We start from the raw sequence: 14,704 nt of genomic DNA on the forward strand, positions 1-14,704 counted from the left end.
CGCCACCAACTGCCCGAAAAACCAACCGTATAAAACCCAACTGCCAGAACCGCAATGTCAGTGCCAACGAAGGAATCGACATGACTGAACTCGCCGACCGCCCCGCGGGCCGTCTCATTTCCCCGGCCCCCGAGCCCCGGACCTCGCCCGCCGCAAGTTCCGCCCCCGGAGCCCCCGCCGTCGACGTCGCCGCCCTCGGCGAGCAACTGCTCGGCAAGTGGGCCGACATCCGCCGACAGTCCCGCGAGCTGGCCGGCCGGCCGGAACTGTACAAGACCGAGGGGCTGCCCCACACCGAGCACCGCCAGCGCGTCTTCGGCCAGCTGAAGGTCCTCGTCGACAACGGCGCCGTGCACCGCGCCTTCCCGGTGGCGCTCGGTGGCGCGGACGAACACGGCGGCAACGTGGCCGGCTTCCAGGAGCTCGTCATTGCCGACCCCTCGCTGCAGATCAAGGCCGGCGTGCAGTGGGGCCTCTTCGGCTCGGCCGTGAACCACCTCGGCACTGAGGAACACCACAAGAAGTGGCTACCCGGCATCATGAGCCTGGACATCCCCGGCTGCTTCGCCATGACCGAGACCGGCCACGGCTCGGACGTCGCCAGCATCGCCACGACGGCCACCTACGACCCGGCCACCGAGGAATTCGTGGTCCACACGCCCTTCCGCGCCGCCTGGAAGGACTACATCGGCAACGCCGCTGTCGACGGCCTGGCCGCCGTCGTCTTCGCCCAGCTGATCACCAACGGCGTCAACCACGGCGTGCACGCCTTCTACATGGACCTGCGCGACCCGGAAACCAAGGAATTCCTACCCGGCATCGGCGGCGAAGATGACGGCGTCAAGGGCGGACTCAACGGCATCGACAACGGCCGCCTGCACTTCACCCACGTGCGTATCCCGCGGACAAACCTGCTCAACCGCTACGGCAACGTCGACGCCGACGGCGCCTACACCTCCCCTATCGCCAGCCCGGGCCGCCGTTTCTTCACCATGCTCGGCACGCTGGTGCAGGGCCGGGTCTCGCTCGACGGCGCTGCCGTGACTGCTTCCAAGCTGGCTCTGAAAACTGCCATCCAGTACGCCTCCGAACGGCGCCAGTTCAACGCCTCCTCCGCCACGGACGAGGAGGTGCTGCTGGACTACCAGCGGCACCAGCGCCGGCTGTTCACCCGGCTCGCCACCACCTACGCGGCAAGCTTCGCCAGCGAACAGCTGCTGCAGAAGTTCGACGACGTGTTCTCCGGCCGGAACGACACCGACGAGGATCGCCAGGATCTCGAGACCCTGGCCGCGGCGCTCAAGCCGCTGAGCACCTGGCACGCCCTGGACACCCTGCAGGAGTGCCGCGAGGCCTGCGGCGGCGCCGGCTTCCTGATCGAGAACCGGTTCGCCTCGCTGCGCGCCGACCTTGATGTCTACGCCACCTTCGAAGGCGACAACACCGTGCTGCTGCAGCTCGTCGCGAAACGCCTGCTGGCCGACTACGCCAAGGAGTTCCGCAACGTGGACTTCGGCGTGCTGGCCCGCTACGTCGTCGGACAGGCGACCGGGGCCGCCATCCACCGGACCGGACTGCGGGGTGTTGCTCAGTTCGTGGCCGACTCCGGTTCGGTGCAGAAGGCAGCCAGCGCGATCAAGGATGAGGCCGGCCAGCGGGCACTGCTAACCGAGCGCGTCCAAGCCATGGTGGCCGAGGTCGGTTCGGCGCTCAAGGGCGCGAACAAGCTGCCGCAGGCCCAAGCCGCCGCCCTGTTCAACAGCCACCAGCACGAACTCATCGAGGCGGCCCAGGCGCACGCCGAACTGCTGCAGTGGGAAGCCTTCACCGAGGCGCTGGGCGAGGTCACGGACCCCGGCACCAAGAAGGTCCTGACCTGGCTGCGCGACCTGTTCGGCTTGTCCCTGATCGAGAAGAACCTGTCCTGGTACCTGATGAACGGCCGGCTCTCGATGCAGCGGGCCCGCACCGTGGGTGAGTACATCAACCGGCTGCTCGTGAAGATCCGCCCGCATGCCCTGGATCTGGTGGACGCTTTCGGCTTCGGCCCGGAGCACCTCCGCGCCGCGATCGCCACCGGGGCCGAGAAGACCCGCCAGGATGAGGCCAGGGAGTTCTTCCGCCAGCAGCGCGCCAGCGGCCACGCGGCGGTGGACGAGAAGATCCTGCTCGCCCGCAAGGCCCAGTCCGGCACCGCGAAGTCGGGCAAGGCGAAGTCAGCCAAGACCCAGCGCGGCTAAACGACTGCACTAAACGACGACGGCGCCGCCCCCTTAGCCGGGGCGGCGCCGTCGTCGTATGGCGTGACTACTGCGGAAGGACCGAGCGGTACACCTCAAGGGTGGTTTCGGTGATGGATTCCCAGGAGAAGTGTTCCTCGGCCCGGCGTCGGCCGGCCTCGCCCATCGCGCGGGCACGCGCCGGGTCGGAGACCACCTCGGTGAGGGCCGCGGCAAACTCCGTGACGAACTTCTCCGGATCCAGCGGGGTCCCGGTGCCGTCGGTCACCTGTTCAAGCTGGACGAGGAGGCCGGTTTCGCCGTGCTGGACCACCTCCGGGATACCGCCGGTGGCGCTGGCTACCACGGCTGCGCCGCAGGCCATCGCCTCCAGGTTCACGATCCCGAGCGGTTCGTAAATGGACGGGCAGGCGAACGCGGTGGCGTGGCTGAGGACCTGGATCAGTTCCCGGCGCGGGAGCATCCGCTCCACCAGGATCACTCCGCTGCGCTGGCCCTGCAGCTCCTCGATCAGTCGGGCGGTTTCCGCGGCGAGTTCGGGGGTGTCCGCGGCACCGAGGCACAGCACCAGCTGGACGTCGGCGGGGAGCTTGGCGGCGGCCCGCAGCAGGTACGGGACACCCTTCTGCCGGGTGTTACGGCCCACGAAGACTACGCTGGGCCGCTCCGGGTCAATCCCGAGGGCGCGGAGCACGTCGTCATCCTCATCGCGGTTCCAGAGGCTGACGTCGATGCCGTTGTGGACCACGCGGACCTTGGCCGGGTCCACCTCGGGGTAGCTGCGCAGGATGTCCTGACGCATGCCTTCGGACACTGCGATGATCGCCGCGGCGGATTCGTAGGCGGTCTTCTCCACCCAGGAGGACAGGGCATAGCCGCCGCCGAGCTGTTCGGCTTTCCATGGCCGTAACGGCTCCAGGCTGTGGGCGCTGAGCACGTGCGGGATGCCGTGCAGCAGCGAGGCGATGTGGCCGGCCATGTTGGCGTACCAGGTGTGCGAGTGCACGAGGTCCGCCCCGGCGATGTCAGGGACGATCCTCAGGTCCACGCCGAGGGTCTGCACGGCGGCGTTGGCGCCGCCCAGGTCCTCCGGCACGGCATAGGAGGTCACGGTGGCCCCGTGGTACTGCGGATCACGCGGCGCCCCGAAGGCCCGCACCTGCAGGTCCACCTTCTGGGCCAGTACCCGGCTGAGTTCGGCCACGTGGACGCCGGCGCCCCCATAGATTTCGGGCGGGAATTCCTTGGTCACAATGTCTATACGCACAACCCCCAAGGTAGTCGTTCCGGCTGATCTGTTCTAGTGTGAAGAGGTCCGGGCACACCGGACAGTTTTGGGGAGCACCAAAGGCGTTCAGGAGCGATCACATGCCGCAGCAGAAGAAAGTCTTGGCCATAGTCCTCGCAGGTGGCGAGGGAAATAGGCTAATGCCGTTGACGGCCGACCGGGCCAAGCCCGCCGTTCCGTTTGCCGGAAGTTACCGGCTCATTGATTTTGCTCTCTCGAACCTGGTGAATTCCCGGTATTTGCAGATTGTTGTCCTCACGCAATACAAATCCCACAGCCTCGACCGGCACATTTCTGAAACGTGGCGAATGTCCACGCAGCTCGGCAACTACATCGCGTCCGTGCCCGCCCAGCAGCGTGTCGGCAAGAGCTGGTTCCTGGGCAGCGCCAACGCCATCTACCAGTCCCTTAACCTGATCCACGACGCCAATCCCGACATCGTCGTCGTGGTCGGCGCGGACCACGTCTACCGGATGGACTTCGCCCAGATGGTCGCCCAGCACGTCGCCAGCGGCGCCAAGGCGACGGTCGCGGCCGTGCGGCAGCCGCTGCATATGGCAGACCAGTTTGGCGTGATCGAGGTGGACCAGGAGAACCCGGAGAAAATCGCAGCCTTCGTGGAGAAGCCCTCCTCCACGCCCGGGCTCGCCGCGGACCCGACCCAGTTCCTGGCGTCCATGGGCAACTATGTCTTCAACGCTGACGCTCTAGTCGAAGCGCTGCATGTCGACGCCGAGAGGCTCGACACCAAGCACGACATGGGCGGCGACATCATTCCCTACTTCGTGGACCAGGGCGAGGCCGGCGTATACGACTTCACCCTCAACGACATCCCCGGCTCCACCGAACGTGACCGCACCTACTGGCGCGACGTCGGGACCATCGATTCCTTCTACGACGCCCACATGGACCTGATCTCCCCCGTGCCGGTCTTCAACCTGTACAACTCGGAGTGGCCGATCTACACGCGCCAGAGCATCTCCCCGCCGGCCAAGTTCGTCCGCGGCGAGGGCCGCACGGTGGGCACGGCGCTGGATTCGATCGTGGCCAGCGGTGTGGTCATCTCCGGCGGCATCGTGGAAGGTTCGGTGCTCTCGAACGACGTTTACGTCGGCACCGCGAGCCGGGTGCTCGACTCGGTCCTGATGGACAAGGTGCAGGTCGGGGCGGGCGCCGTGGTCAAGCGCGCCATCGTCGATAAAAACGTCCGCATCCCCGCCGGCGCGGCGATCGGCCTGGACCCCGAGCTGGACCGTGCGCGCGGGTTCAAGGTCACCGAGTCCGGCATCACGGTCCTCTCCAAGGGCCAGGAGGTCCCCGAGCCGGGAGACGCCGAACGCGCGCTCTCCGCGGCCAACCTGTATCTGGTGCCGGATGCGGTCAAGACCGCCACCGAGAATTGGCCGGCCGGCCGTGAGTCCGTGGAGAAGGTCGGCGAAGTGCACGCCGCCGCCGTCGGCGTCGAGCCTCCCGGGAGCACCTCCACCAAGGCGTACTGAGCAGGAGACCGGCGCCGGGTACCGTTTGCCGGCTCCCGGCCCGGCCCCTTCCTGCGCAGGCTGATGTTCGGACGGGCCCTGGCCGGGCTGTAAAATTGGCCCAATGAGCTCCTCCGATCTGCCCCCCGTGCCGGYCTCCGATCCGATGGCCGCTGCCGAGCCGGCGGCAGCCGACCCCGCCCCGGCGCCAGCCGAACTTACCTCCGCCGAGATCGCGGCCTGCCTCAAGGTGCTGAACAGCATCCACGTCTACGACGAGGAGCACCCGGACTACGTCTCGGTCCGCCGCGCGACCGGCAAGATGTTCAAGGCGGTCAAGCGGCACCGCCGGGTCACCAAGCGAGACCTGATCGCCGAGGCAGACCGCGCCGTCATCGCCCAGACCGCGACGGCTGCGCCGGACCGGATTGACGACGAGACCCGCGGCAACAAGCTGGCCACCTCGGCCACCGGGGAGGTCGCCGGCCACCTAATCAGGTCCCGGCCCTGCTACATCTGCAAGCAGCACTACACCCAGGTGGATGCGTTCTACCACCAGCTCTGCCCGGAGTGTGCACTCTTCAGCCACAGCAAGCGCGATGCGCGGACGGACCTGAGCGGCCGGCGCGCCCTGTTGACCGGCGGCCGGGCCAAGATCGGCATGTACATCGCCCTGCGGCTGCTCCGCGACGGCGCCCACACGACGATCACCACCCGCTTCCCAAAGGACGCCGCCCGGCGCTTCGCCGCGATGGAAGACAGTGCCGACTGGCTGCACCGGCTGCGGATCGTGGGCATCGACCTGCGCGACCCCTCCCAGGTCATGGCCCTGACGGATTCACTGGACGCCGCGGGGCCGCTGGACATCATCATCAACAACGCCGCCCAGACGGTGCGGCGCTCCGGAAACGCCTACAAGCCACTGGTCGACGCCGAGGACGAGCCGTTGCCGGCGGAGCTGCAGGCGGCCAACGGCGGACCAGAACTGGTCACGTTCGGCCACGCCCACGACAAGCACCCGCTGGCCCTGGCAAGCTCGGTCCTGGACCACCCGGTCCTGGCCGGCGACGCCATCACCTCACTGGCGCTCTCGACCGGCTCGGCATCGCTGGAGCGGATCGCTTCGGGCACCGCGATCGACGCCGGCGGCCTGGTCCCGGACCTCGCCACCATCAACAGCTGGACCCAGGTGGTGGACGAGGTGGATCCCCTGGAGATGCTCGAGGTGCAGCTATGCAACGTCACGGCGCCGTTCCTGCTGGTGAGCCGGCTGCGCGGGGCGATGAAGCGTTCCACGGCACGGCGGAAGTACATCGTGAACGTCAGCGCCATGGAAGGCCAGTTCTCCCGCGCCTACAAGGGACCCGGGCACCCGCACACCAACATGGCCAAGGCCGCGCTGAACATGATGACGCGCACCAGCGCCAAGGAAATGCTGGAGTCCGACGGCATCCTGATGACCGCCGTCGACACCGGCTGGATCACCGACGAGCGGCCGCACTACACAAAGGTCCGGCTGATGGAGGAAGGCTTCCACGCCCCGCTGGACCTGGTCGACGGTGCGGCGCGGGTCTACGACCCGATCGTCATGGGCGAATCGGGCGAGGACCAGTACGGTGTGTTCCTCAAGGACTACAAACCAAGCCCCTGGTAACCCTCGACGGCGGGCCCTGACCCGGTAGCGGCGCTTACGCGGCTGCGCCACGGGCCTTATGGCCCTAATGGGCCTCGGGGCCCGTCCGTAACGTGGAGCTGTGACTACGACGACGCCTCCGCCAAATTTCCAGCTCTCCATCGACCAGTGCTGGGTGCTGCTCGACAGCGAAGTGGTCGGGCGGATCGCGCTGATCGTGGACGGCCACCCGGAGGTGTTCCCGGTGAACTTCGTCCTGCAGCGCCGCTCGATCGTGTTCCGCACCGCTGGCGGCACCAAGCTGTGGGGCGCCATCACGGCCAAGCCGGTGGCCTTCGAAATCGACGGCTATGACGCCCACGAGCAGACCGCCTGGAGCGTCGTCGCCCGGGGCGAGGCCCAGCTGATTGAGGACCAAGCGGACAAGGATGCGGTGGACGAGCTGCTCCTCGAGCCGTGGCAACCCGGCGAAAAAAACTACTACGTCCGGCTGGCACCGAAGGCCCTGACCGGGCGCCGCTTCAAGGTCAACAACCCGGATGTGTGGCACACCCGGCTGGCAGACCCGAGGCGTGCCTCCTTCGAGTAGTCGCGGCGGTCCGTAACCGCCGCCTAAACCCTGTCGGCCCCGCTGACGCTGTGCCGGCTAGTGCTTCGCCGGCTGGTGCTTTGCCGGCGCGTGCACCACCATCACTGGGCAGTGCGCGTGGGCCACGAGGGCCGAACTGACGGAGCCGAGCAGCAGGCCGCCGAAGCCGCCGTGCCCGCGCCTGCCCAGCACCAGCAGGTCCGCGTTCTGGCTCTCCTCAAGCAACATCCGGCGCGGGTGCCCCTGCACCAGCCGTGTTTCCACATTGGCGGGGGTGGTTTCGCCGAAGGCCTTCACTACGGTCTCTTGCAGGATCTCCCCGGCGCGGACGTCAAAGTCGTTGATGCCCATGGCGACGTAGCCGTCGTAGACCGGAGGAACGTCCCAGCAGGCCATCGCCACCAGGTTCGCCGACAGCGGGAGGGCCAGCCGCTGCGCCTGGCGGAGGGCCTCCACCGAGGCGTCCGATCCGTCGACTCCAACCAGGATGGTCCGGATGCCCGTAGCGTCGCTCATGGCTGGTCCCTTTCGTGGTGCCCCCGTGGCAGTAGCTCCAAGGATTCCGGCGCCCGGGTCCGTCGGCTAGGGCCGAAAGTCACGGCGGCGGCGGCCCGGCCGGCCCGGCGCCGTAGGCCGAACGGCCCTTGCCCGGGACCCCGGGCGGCCGCAGACTTGCTCTGTGCACGGCGAAGAAATATTCGGGTCCCGCACCATTTGCAGGCCGCCGGAGGCCACAATAGAAAGTACGACTCCACCACAATTCAGGAACCAGCAACCAGGGTTCCGCACAAGATGGACGGGCGTGGTCTGCTGCATCCCTGCGACGCGAGCTGGGGAGCTCCGTGGAACGCGAAGCGGCAGCGGCGCCCTGACAGGAGAAACATGATTGCCTGGGCAGATGCCGGTCTCGCCGCAACCGAGGGCCATCCGGCTGTCATCCGTGTGTTCATCCTCGACGACCACGAGCTGGTCCGCCGCGGCCTGCAGGAGCTGCTGGAGGGCGAGGGCTTCCTTGTGGTCGGCAGCTCAGGCTCCGCCGTGGAAGCCACCCGCCGGATACCGGCACTGCATCCGGATGTCTGTGTCCTGGATGCCCGGCTGCCCGACGGCACCGGGATTGAGGTCTGCCGGGACGTACGCTCCGTCGATCCTTCACTGAATTGCATCATCCTCACCAGTTTCGACGACGAGCAGGCCCTGCGCGGCGCCGTTCTCGCCGGAGCCTCGGGCTACGTCCTGAAGGAGATCGGCGGCACCGACCTGATCGGTGCGCTGCGCCGTGCCGCCGCCGGCGAATCCCTCTTCGAGGACGGCGTGGCCGCCGGGATCGTCGAGAGCCTGGTCGAACCCGAAGAAGTGGATCCGCGCACGGCCTCCCTTACGCCGCAGGAACGCAGGGTGCTGGAACTGGTTGGCGGCGGACTCACGAACCGCCAGATCGCGGCTGAGATGTTCTTGGCCGAAAAGACGGTCAAGAACTACGTTTCGTCCCTGCTGGCCAAGTTGGGCTTCGAGCGACGCACCCAGGCGGCGGTCTTCATTGCCAGCCCAGCCGGCGCGGGGACGCCTGCGAACGGTTCAGCGACCGAGGCCGGGCGGCAGCACAGCATCCACTGAGAACGGTGCCGGCCGCGCCGTTCCGGTGCGGTGCCGCTCAGAGCGGGACGGACCATTCCACGCTGGTGCCGGCGTCCGGCGCCGTCGTGATGGTGCATTCGCCGTCCAGCATCCGCGCACGGTCTTCCAGGTTGGCCAGGCCGTTGCGTTCCTGGCTGTCGTCGAAGCCGGAGCCGTTGTCCGTGATGACGACCGTGACCTGGCCTTTCACGACGGCCACGGACACCGAGATCGCGTCAGCGCCGGAGTGCCGGATCGCATTGCTGAGGCCTTCCGAAACCACGGCCACCACGTTGTCCGCCTTGTCCGGCGTGACGGCATCCACCGGGCCGGTCAGTGTCAGCCGCGGGGTGAAGGGCATGGACTTGGCCGAACTCCGGGTCACGCGCCGGATCCTGCCGCTGAGCAGCTCGGTTTCTCCGCTGCTGCTCCGGAGCGAGTAGATCGTGTCCCGCAGGCTGCGGATCGCCTCGTCCAATTCGCCAGTGATGTTGCGGATCCGTTCGGTCGCCAGCTCGTCCTTGGTGAACCGGGTCAGGCTCTGGACACTCAGCCCGGCGGCGAAGAGCCGCTGGATGACGAGGTCGTGCAGGTCCCGGGCGATCCGGTCCCGGTCCGTGAAGACGAGGAGTTCTTCGCGCAGCCGATGCACACGGGCGAGTTCCAGGGCCAGGGCCACGTGCGAGCCGAAGACCGCGCCCATCTCGATGTCGGTGCGGGCGTAACGGCGGCCGTTCGGGCCGCGGGCCAGGAGCAGGAGGCCGTGGTGCGCGCCCTGGGTGCTCAGCGCGACGGCGAGCAACGGTCCCATCGGGCCGCACTCGGTGCACTCCAGCACGGCGGCGGAATCCTCCACAATGGTCGGTTCGCCACCGGAAAACACTTCCCTCAGTTCCGGCGAATCGAGCGCCAACGGCTTCCCGGAGAGCTCCCTCGCCCGCTCCCCCGCAGCACCCGCCACAATGTAGCCTGGCCCGGACGCATCAGGGGCGACAATCAGCGCCAGCTGGGACTCGGACTCCCGCAGTGCCCGGGCTGCGATGGGATCGAGCCCGCTCACCGTGTAGTCCCGGTCATCGCCGAGCATCAGCCCCGCGACATCCATGCACGCCTCCAGCCAGCGCGCGCGGCGCCGTGAGTCGTCGTACATCTTGGCGTTCTCAATCGCGACCCCAGCGGCCGCGGCCAGCGCCATCGCGAGTTCCTCGTCCTCATCGCTGAAGTCCCCTCCGCCCTCTTTCTGCGTCAGGTACAGGTTTCCGAAGACGGTGTCGCGGACCCGGATGGGAACGCCAAGAAAGGACCGCATGGGCGGGTGGTGTTCGGGGAATCCCACGGCTTCCGGGTGCCGGCCGAGGTCGTGCAGCCGCAGCGGCTGGGGGGTGGTGACCAGCACGCCGAGCACGCCCTTGCCGGAGGGCACCAAACCGATCTTGGCGGCGAGCTCCTCGTCAATGCCGACGGTGATGAAATGGCTCAGGGCCCGGTTGTCGCCCATGACGCCCAACGCCCCGTAGCGGGCACGCAAGAGGTGGCAGGCCGACTGCACCACCCGTTCCAGGACGGCGTCGAGGCTGAGGTCTTCGGCGAGGGCGACGACTGCTTCGAGCAGTCCGGCCATCCGCTCGCGGGACTGCAACAGCTCACCGCCGTGAGAAACGAAGTCCTTGAGCAGGTCTTCTACTTTCGTAGTGCCGGAGCCGATAGTCTCCCGGCCCTCATCGACAGATTCCATCAGTCCCCCGATACTCACCACGTCCATCCGCGCCGATGACGTGTTGCCAGAATACCCTGATACGTTCCGATCAGACCCACGGAATTGGCGGATTATTACGCCGCCGGGCCGTTATGCCCTAGCCCGGTCCTCCCCGGCTGACGTAGGCTCGGCGCCATGAGCACCGATCCGAAACCGGCAGCAGGCCAGCCCCACGACGTCGAAAATCTGGACAGCCACGAGTGCTGGCGGCTCTTGCGCAGCGTCACAGTGGGCCGAATGGCCGTGTGGGTGGATGACCATCCAGACATCTTTCCGATCAATTACAAGGTGGACCACGGAACCCTCGTCTTCCGCACCGCGGAAGGCACGAAGCTGCAGGCCGCGACCGGCGACACGGCGGTAGCGGTGGAGGCCGACGGCGTCGATGCGGACAGGGGCATCGCCTGGAGCGTGGTCGTCAAGGGCCAGGCCGCCGCGGTCAAGAACCAGGAGGAGATCCTGGACACGGTGGGTCTGCTGCTGTTCCCGTGGCAGGCCGGCAAGAAAGACCACTTCGTCCGGATCACACCGGATTCGCTCACCGGCCGGCGGTTCAAGATCGTGCCGCCGCTGACGTGGTGGACCCCGCTCGACGATGCCACCCGCTCCGGTTTCGAATAGGAACCGGCCGGGGGCGCGTCAGGCCAGCCGGGTGATCTCCACCGTCACGGACAAGGCCGACCCTCCGCCGCCGGACAGGATGCCCTTGAGCGGCGGCACGTCGCGGTAGTCGCGGCCCCGGGCCACGGTCACGTGGAAGTCCCCGGCAGGCTTGTGGTTGGTCGGGTCCCAGCTGCGCCATTCGCCGTCCCACCATTCCAGCCAGGCGTGTGACTGCCCGGCGACGGTCTCGCCGAGGTCCGCCGTCGACCGCGGGTGCAGGTAGCCGGACACGTACCGGGCCGGGATCCCGCAGCTGCGCAGCGCTCCGATTGCGAGGTGGGCAAGGTCCTGGCAGACACCCTGCCGCTGCGTCCAGGCTTCCTCGGCGTTGGTGGTGACGCCGGTGGAGCCCTTCATGTAGCTCATCTCCCCGCGCATCCATTCGAAGACCGCCATCGCGGCCTCGTGCGGGTTGCGGCCCTCGACGACGCCGGGGACGATCGCGAGGACCTCGTCGCCGGGACCGGTCAGCTGCGACTGCGGGATCCAGTCGCTGAACCGGTTGAGGGTCTCCGGAGAGGCCAGCACATCCCAGCCCACGATGTCCGCCTCTGCCGGGACCCGCTCGACGCGGTGGACCTCCACCGTGGTGGTGGCAAGGACCTCGAGGTGGTCGTGCGGCATCTGCATGTCGAACGCGGTTACGCGGGTTCCCCAGTAGTCGCGGTAGCTGCTGAGCGCGGCCTGCGACGGCGAGACCTTCATCGAGGACTCCAGCACCACCTGCTGCGGGTCCGTCAGCGGCGTCATCCGCGCCTCGTTGTAGGAGAGGGTGACTCGCTTGTTGTACTTGTACGCGGTCCTGTGGGTAATGCTGAGCCGGGTCATGAAACTTCTCCCACCCAGGCCAGTTCGTCTGCCTGATTGAAGTACTTACGGGAAATGGCGTCCGAGGCCTGCGAAACGGCCTTCTGCACGCGCTCCATGTGCTCCGGCAGTTCGGACATCAGGTCGTCGGTGCGGTGGAACTCCAGGAAGGTCCGGGCCTGGCCAACGATCCGGCGGGCGTCATTGATGAAGCCGACGCGCTGGGCCGAGGGGTCGAGCTTGGCGAGGCAATCGTCGGCGTCGCGCAGGGCATAGACAATGGACCGCGGGAAGAGCCGGTCCAGCAGCAGGAACTCGGCAGCGTGCTGGTCGCCGAAGGCGGCCCGCCGGGTGCGTAAAAAGGATTCGTAGGCGCCGGCGCAGCGGAGCATGTTCACCCAGGACATCCCGGCGGAGAGCACGTCCCGGGTGGAGAGCATGCGCGCGGTCATGTCGGCCCGCTCCAGCGAGCGTCCCAGGACCAGGAACAGCCAGCTTTCGTCGTGGCTGACCGTGGTGTCGGCGAGGCCGCTGACCATCGCGGTGCGTTCCAGCACCCAGTTGCAGAAGCGGTAGGTGCCCACCACGTCCTTGCGGTGCTGGTTCAAGCCGTAGTAGGTGGTGTTCAGGCTCTCCCAGAGTCCCGAGGATACGGTTTCGCGGGCACGCCGAGCGTTCTCACGTGCCGCGCCCAGGGAGCCGGCGATCGAGGTAGCGCTGTGCTTGTCGTAGGCCAGGGCGTGCAGCAGCTCGTCCAGGCCGAAATCCTCCGACTGCGGCCGGGCACCCATGACGGCGAGGAGCTCCTGCGCCACGCTGCGCTGTTCCTCCATCGGCAGGTGGTTCAGCCGTTCGAGGTGGACATCGAGAATCCGGGCGGTGCCGTCGGCACGTTCAACGTAGCGGCCGATCCAAAACAGTGACTCGGCAATACGGCTAAGCATTCGCGGCTACCTCCTGCGCCTCGGACATCTGCTGCTGTTGCTGCTCTTTCTGGCTGTCGCGCCAGTTGCTCTCCACCGGCCAGACCGAGACCCGCTCACGGACCGTGATCGCCGGCCGCGGGATGGCCTCCACCGGGACCTGCGGGGAATCAGCCAGCACCCAGGTGTCCTTCGAGCCGCCGCCCTGGCTGGAGTTCACAATCAGCGACCCCTCCTTGAGCGCCACCCGGGTGAGGCCGCCGGGCAGCACCCAGACGTCGTCGCCGTCGTTCACCGCGAACGGGCGCAGGTCCACGTGCCGCGGGCCGAACTTGTCGCCGCTGAGCGTCGGCACGGTGGAGAGCTGCAGCACCGGCTGCGCGATCCAGCCGCGCGGGTCGGCGATGATGCGCTTGCGCAGGGCGTCGAGCTCGTCCTTGGACGCGTCCGGTCCGATCACGAGGCCCTTGCCGCCGGAACCGTCCACCGGCTTGACCACCAGCTCGTCGAGTCGGTCCAGCACGTGCTCGCGGGCTTCCTTCTCCTCGAGCCGGAAAGTGTCAACGTTGGCGATGACGGGTTCCTCGCTGAGGTAGTACCGGATCAGGTCCGGCACGTAGCTGTAGACCAGTTTGTCGTCCGCGACGCCGTTACCCACGGCGTTGGCGATGGTGACGCCGCCGGCGCGGGCGGCGTTGACCAGCCCGGGGCAGCCGAGCATGGAGTCGGAGCGGAACTGCAGCGGGTCCAGGAACTCGTCGTCGATCCGCTTGTAGATCACGTCTACGCGCTGCTCGCCGGCGGTGGTGCGCATGTAAACGCGGTTGCCGCGGCAGATCAGGTCACGGCCCTCGACCAGTTCAACGCCCATCAGGCCGGCCAGCAGGGTGTGCTCGAAGTAGGCGCTGTTGAACACGCCGGGGGTCAGGACAACCACGGTCGGGTCGTCGACGCCGGACGGGGCCGTCCTGCGCAGCGCGGACAGCAGCCGGCGCGGGTATTCCTCCACCGGGCGAATGAGCTGCTGGCCGAACGCCTCCGGCAGGCCCTTGGCCATGGCGCGGCGGTTCTCCAGGACGTAGCTGACCCCGGACGGGACGCGCACGTTGTCTTCCAGGACGCGGAACGTGCCGGCAGCGTCGCGGACGACGTCAATGCCGGAAATGTGCACGCGGACACCGCCGGCCGGTTCGAAGCCGTGCACCTGGCGGTGGAAGTGGGCGCTGGTGGTGACGAGCTGCCGCGGGATTACGCCGTCGGCAACGACCGTCATTTTGTCGTACACATCGTTGAGGAAGGCCTCAAGCGCCCGGACGCGCTGGGCCACGCCGCGTTCCAGGACGGACCACTCGTCCGCCGGGATAACCCGGGGCACAATGTCCAGCGGGAAGGGCCGCTCCTCGCCCGCGAAGTCGAAGGTCACGCCACGGTCCAGGAAGGTCCGCGCCATGGAATCCGCACGGGCGGTGACGTCGGCCAGCGAAAGCTCCTGCAGCGCCCCGGCCACCTGCCCGTAGGAGCGCCGGGCCTGCTGGTCCGGGGTGAACATCTCGTCGTAGGCGCCGCTGCGGCCGGCGGCCTCGGAGTAATCCTGGAAAAGGTCAGACATGCCCACTAGCCAACCACCTTTTCGTTACGAAATCATTTCGACGTAACCCGCAGGGCGTGTTGCGGCTCACGCCGGCGCCCGGGGTTTGCAGCGGTTCCGTG

The 14,704-nt window shown here is 67.7% G+C and carries 12 protein-coding genes; 6 read left to right on the forward strand and 6 right to left on the reverse strand.

Annotated elements, in window-relative coordinates; translation table 11 throughout:
• Positions 1-80 precede the first annotated feature (80 nt).
• A complete protein-coding gene (locus AC1DK9_RS06920) occupies positions 81-2,240 on the forward strand; it encodes an acyl-CoA dehydrogenase family protein (RefSeq protein ID WP_476915422.1) in 2,160 nt (719 codons plus the stop codon).
• 67 nt (positions 2,241-2,307) lie between these two features.
• Here the strand turns inward: AC1DK9_RS06920 and glgA are convergent, their stop codons facing one another.
• A complete protein-coding gene (gene glgA, locus AC1DK9_RS06925) occupies positions 2,308-3,507 on the reverse strand; it encodes a glycogen synthase (RefSeq protein ID WP_476860701.1) in 1,200 nt (399 codons plus the stop codon).
• A gap of 101 nt (positions 3,508-3,608) precedes the next feature.
• Here glgA and glgC point away from each other — a divergent pair, with 101 nt between their 5' ends.
• The 3 genes from glgC to AC1DK9_RS06940 all read left to right on the forward strand — a co-directional run bounded on the left by glgC (position 3,609) and on the right by AC1DK9_RS06940 (position 7,228).
• A complete protein-coding gene (glgC, locus tag AC1DK9_RS06930) occupies positions 3,609-5,027 on the forward strand; it encodes a glucose-1-phosphate adenylyltransferase (RefSeq protein ID WP_476915423.1) in 1,419 nt (472 codons plus the stop codon).
• A gap of 145 nt (positions 5,028-5,172) precedes the next feature.
• Positions 5,173-6,660, forward strand: a complete 1,488-nt coding sequence (locus tag AC1DK9_RS06935; protein ID WP_476915627.1) for an SDR family NAD(P)-dependent oxidoreductase — start codon at positions 5,173-5,175, stop codon at positions 6,658-6,660.
• 100 nt (positions 6,661-6,760) lie between these two features.
• Positions 6,761-7,228, forward strand: coding sequence for a pyridoxamine 5'-phosphate oxidase family protein (locus tag AC1DK9_RS06940; RefSeq protein ID WP_476915424.1), 468 nt, complete (start codon positions 6,761-6,763; stop codon positions 7,226-7,228).
• A 57-nt stretch (positions 7,229-7,285) separates the two neighbouring features.
• Here the strand turns inward: AC1DK9_RS06940 and AC1DK9_RS06945 are convergent, their stop codons facing one another.
• Positions 7,286-7,744, reverse strand: coding sequence for a universal stress protein (locus AC1DK9_RS06945; RefSeq protein WP_476915425.1), 459 nt, complete (start codon positions 7,742-7,744; stop codon positions 7,286-7,288).
• A 366-nt stretch (positions 7,745-8,110) separates the two neighbouring features.
• Here AC1DK9_RS06945 and AC1DK9_RS06950 point away from each other — a divergent pair, with 366 nt between their 5' ends.
• Positions 8,111-8,845, forward strand: coding sequence for a response regulator (locus AC1DK9_RS06950; RefSeq protein ID WP_476915426.1), 735 nt, complete (start codon positions 8,111-8,113; stop codon positions 8,843-8,845).
• 37 nt (positions 8,846-8,882) lie between these two features.
• Here the strand turns inward: AC1DK9_RS06950 and AC1DK9_RS06955 are convergent, their stop codons facing one another.
• Positions 8,883-10,580, reverse strand: coding sequence for a sensor histidine kinase (locus tag AC1DK9_RS06955; protein WP_476915427.1), 1,698 nt, complete (start codon positions 10,578-10,580; stop codon positions 8,883-8,885).
• A 156-nt stretch (positions 10,581-10,736) separates the two neighbouring features.
• Between AC1DK9_RS06955 and AC1DK9_RS06960 the strand changes: the two genes are divergently transcribed.
• Entirely contained in the window at positions 10,737-11,222 is a 486-nt protein-coding gene (locus AC1DK9_RS06960; protein WP_476860707.1) for a pyridoxamine 5'-phosphate oxidase family protein, read from the forward strand.
• Positions 11,223-11,240: 18 nt separating this feature from the next.
• Here AC1DK9_RS06960 and AC1DK9_RS06965 read toward each other — a convergent pair whose 3' ends face one another.
• Genes AC1DK9_RS06965 through AC1DK9_RS06975 form a run of 3 tightly spaced genes read right to left on the reverse strand, consistent with a single transcriptional unit; the run spans position 11,241 to position 14,603 of the window.
• Positions 11,241-12,092 (reverse strand): transglutaminase family protein, encoded by an 852-nt coding sequence (locus tag AC1DK9_RS06965; protein WP_476915428.1) that lies wholly within the window; start codon positions 12,090-12,092, stop codon positions 11,241-11,243.
• Entirely contained in the window at positions 12,089-13,015 is a 927-nt protein-coding gene (locus tag AC1DK9_RS06970) for an alpha-E domain-containing protein (RefSeq protein WP_175323354.1), read from the reverse strand. The genes AC1DK9_RS06965 and AC1DK9_RS06970 overlap by 4 nt, the downstream gene beginning before the upstream one ends.
• Positions 13,008-14,603, reverse strand: coding sequence for a circularly permuted type 2 ATP-grasp protein (locus AC1DK9_RS06975; protein ID WP_476915429.1), 1,596 nt, complete (start codon positions 14,601-14,603; stop codon positions 13,008-13,010). Before AC1DK9_RS06975 ends, AC1DK9_RS06970 begins: the two co-directional genes overlap by 8 nt.
• Between the last annotated feature and the right edge of the window lie 101 nt (positions 14,604-14,704).

This window comes from Arthrobacter sp. 01T414 (genome assembly GCF_056398965.1).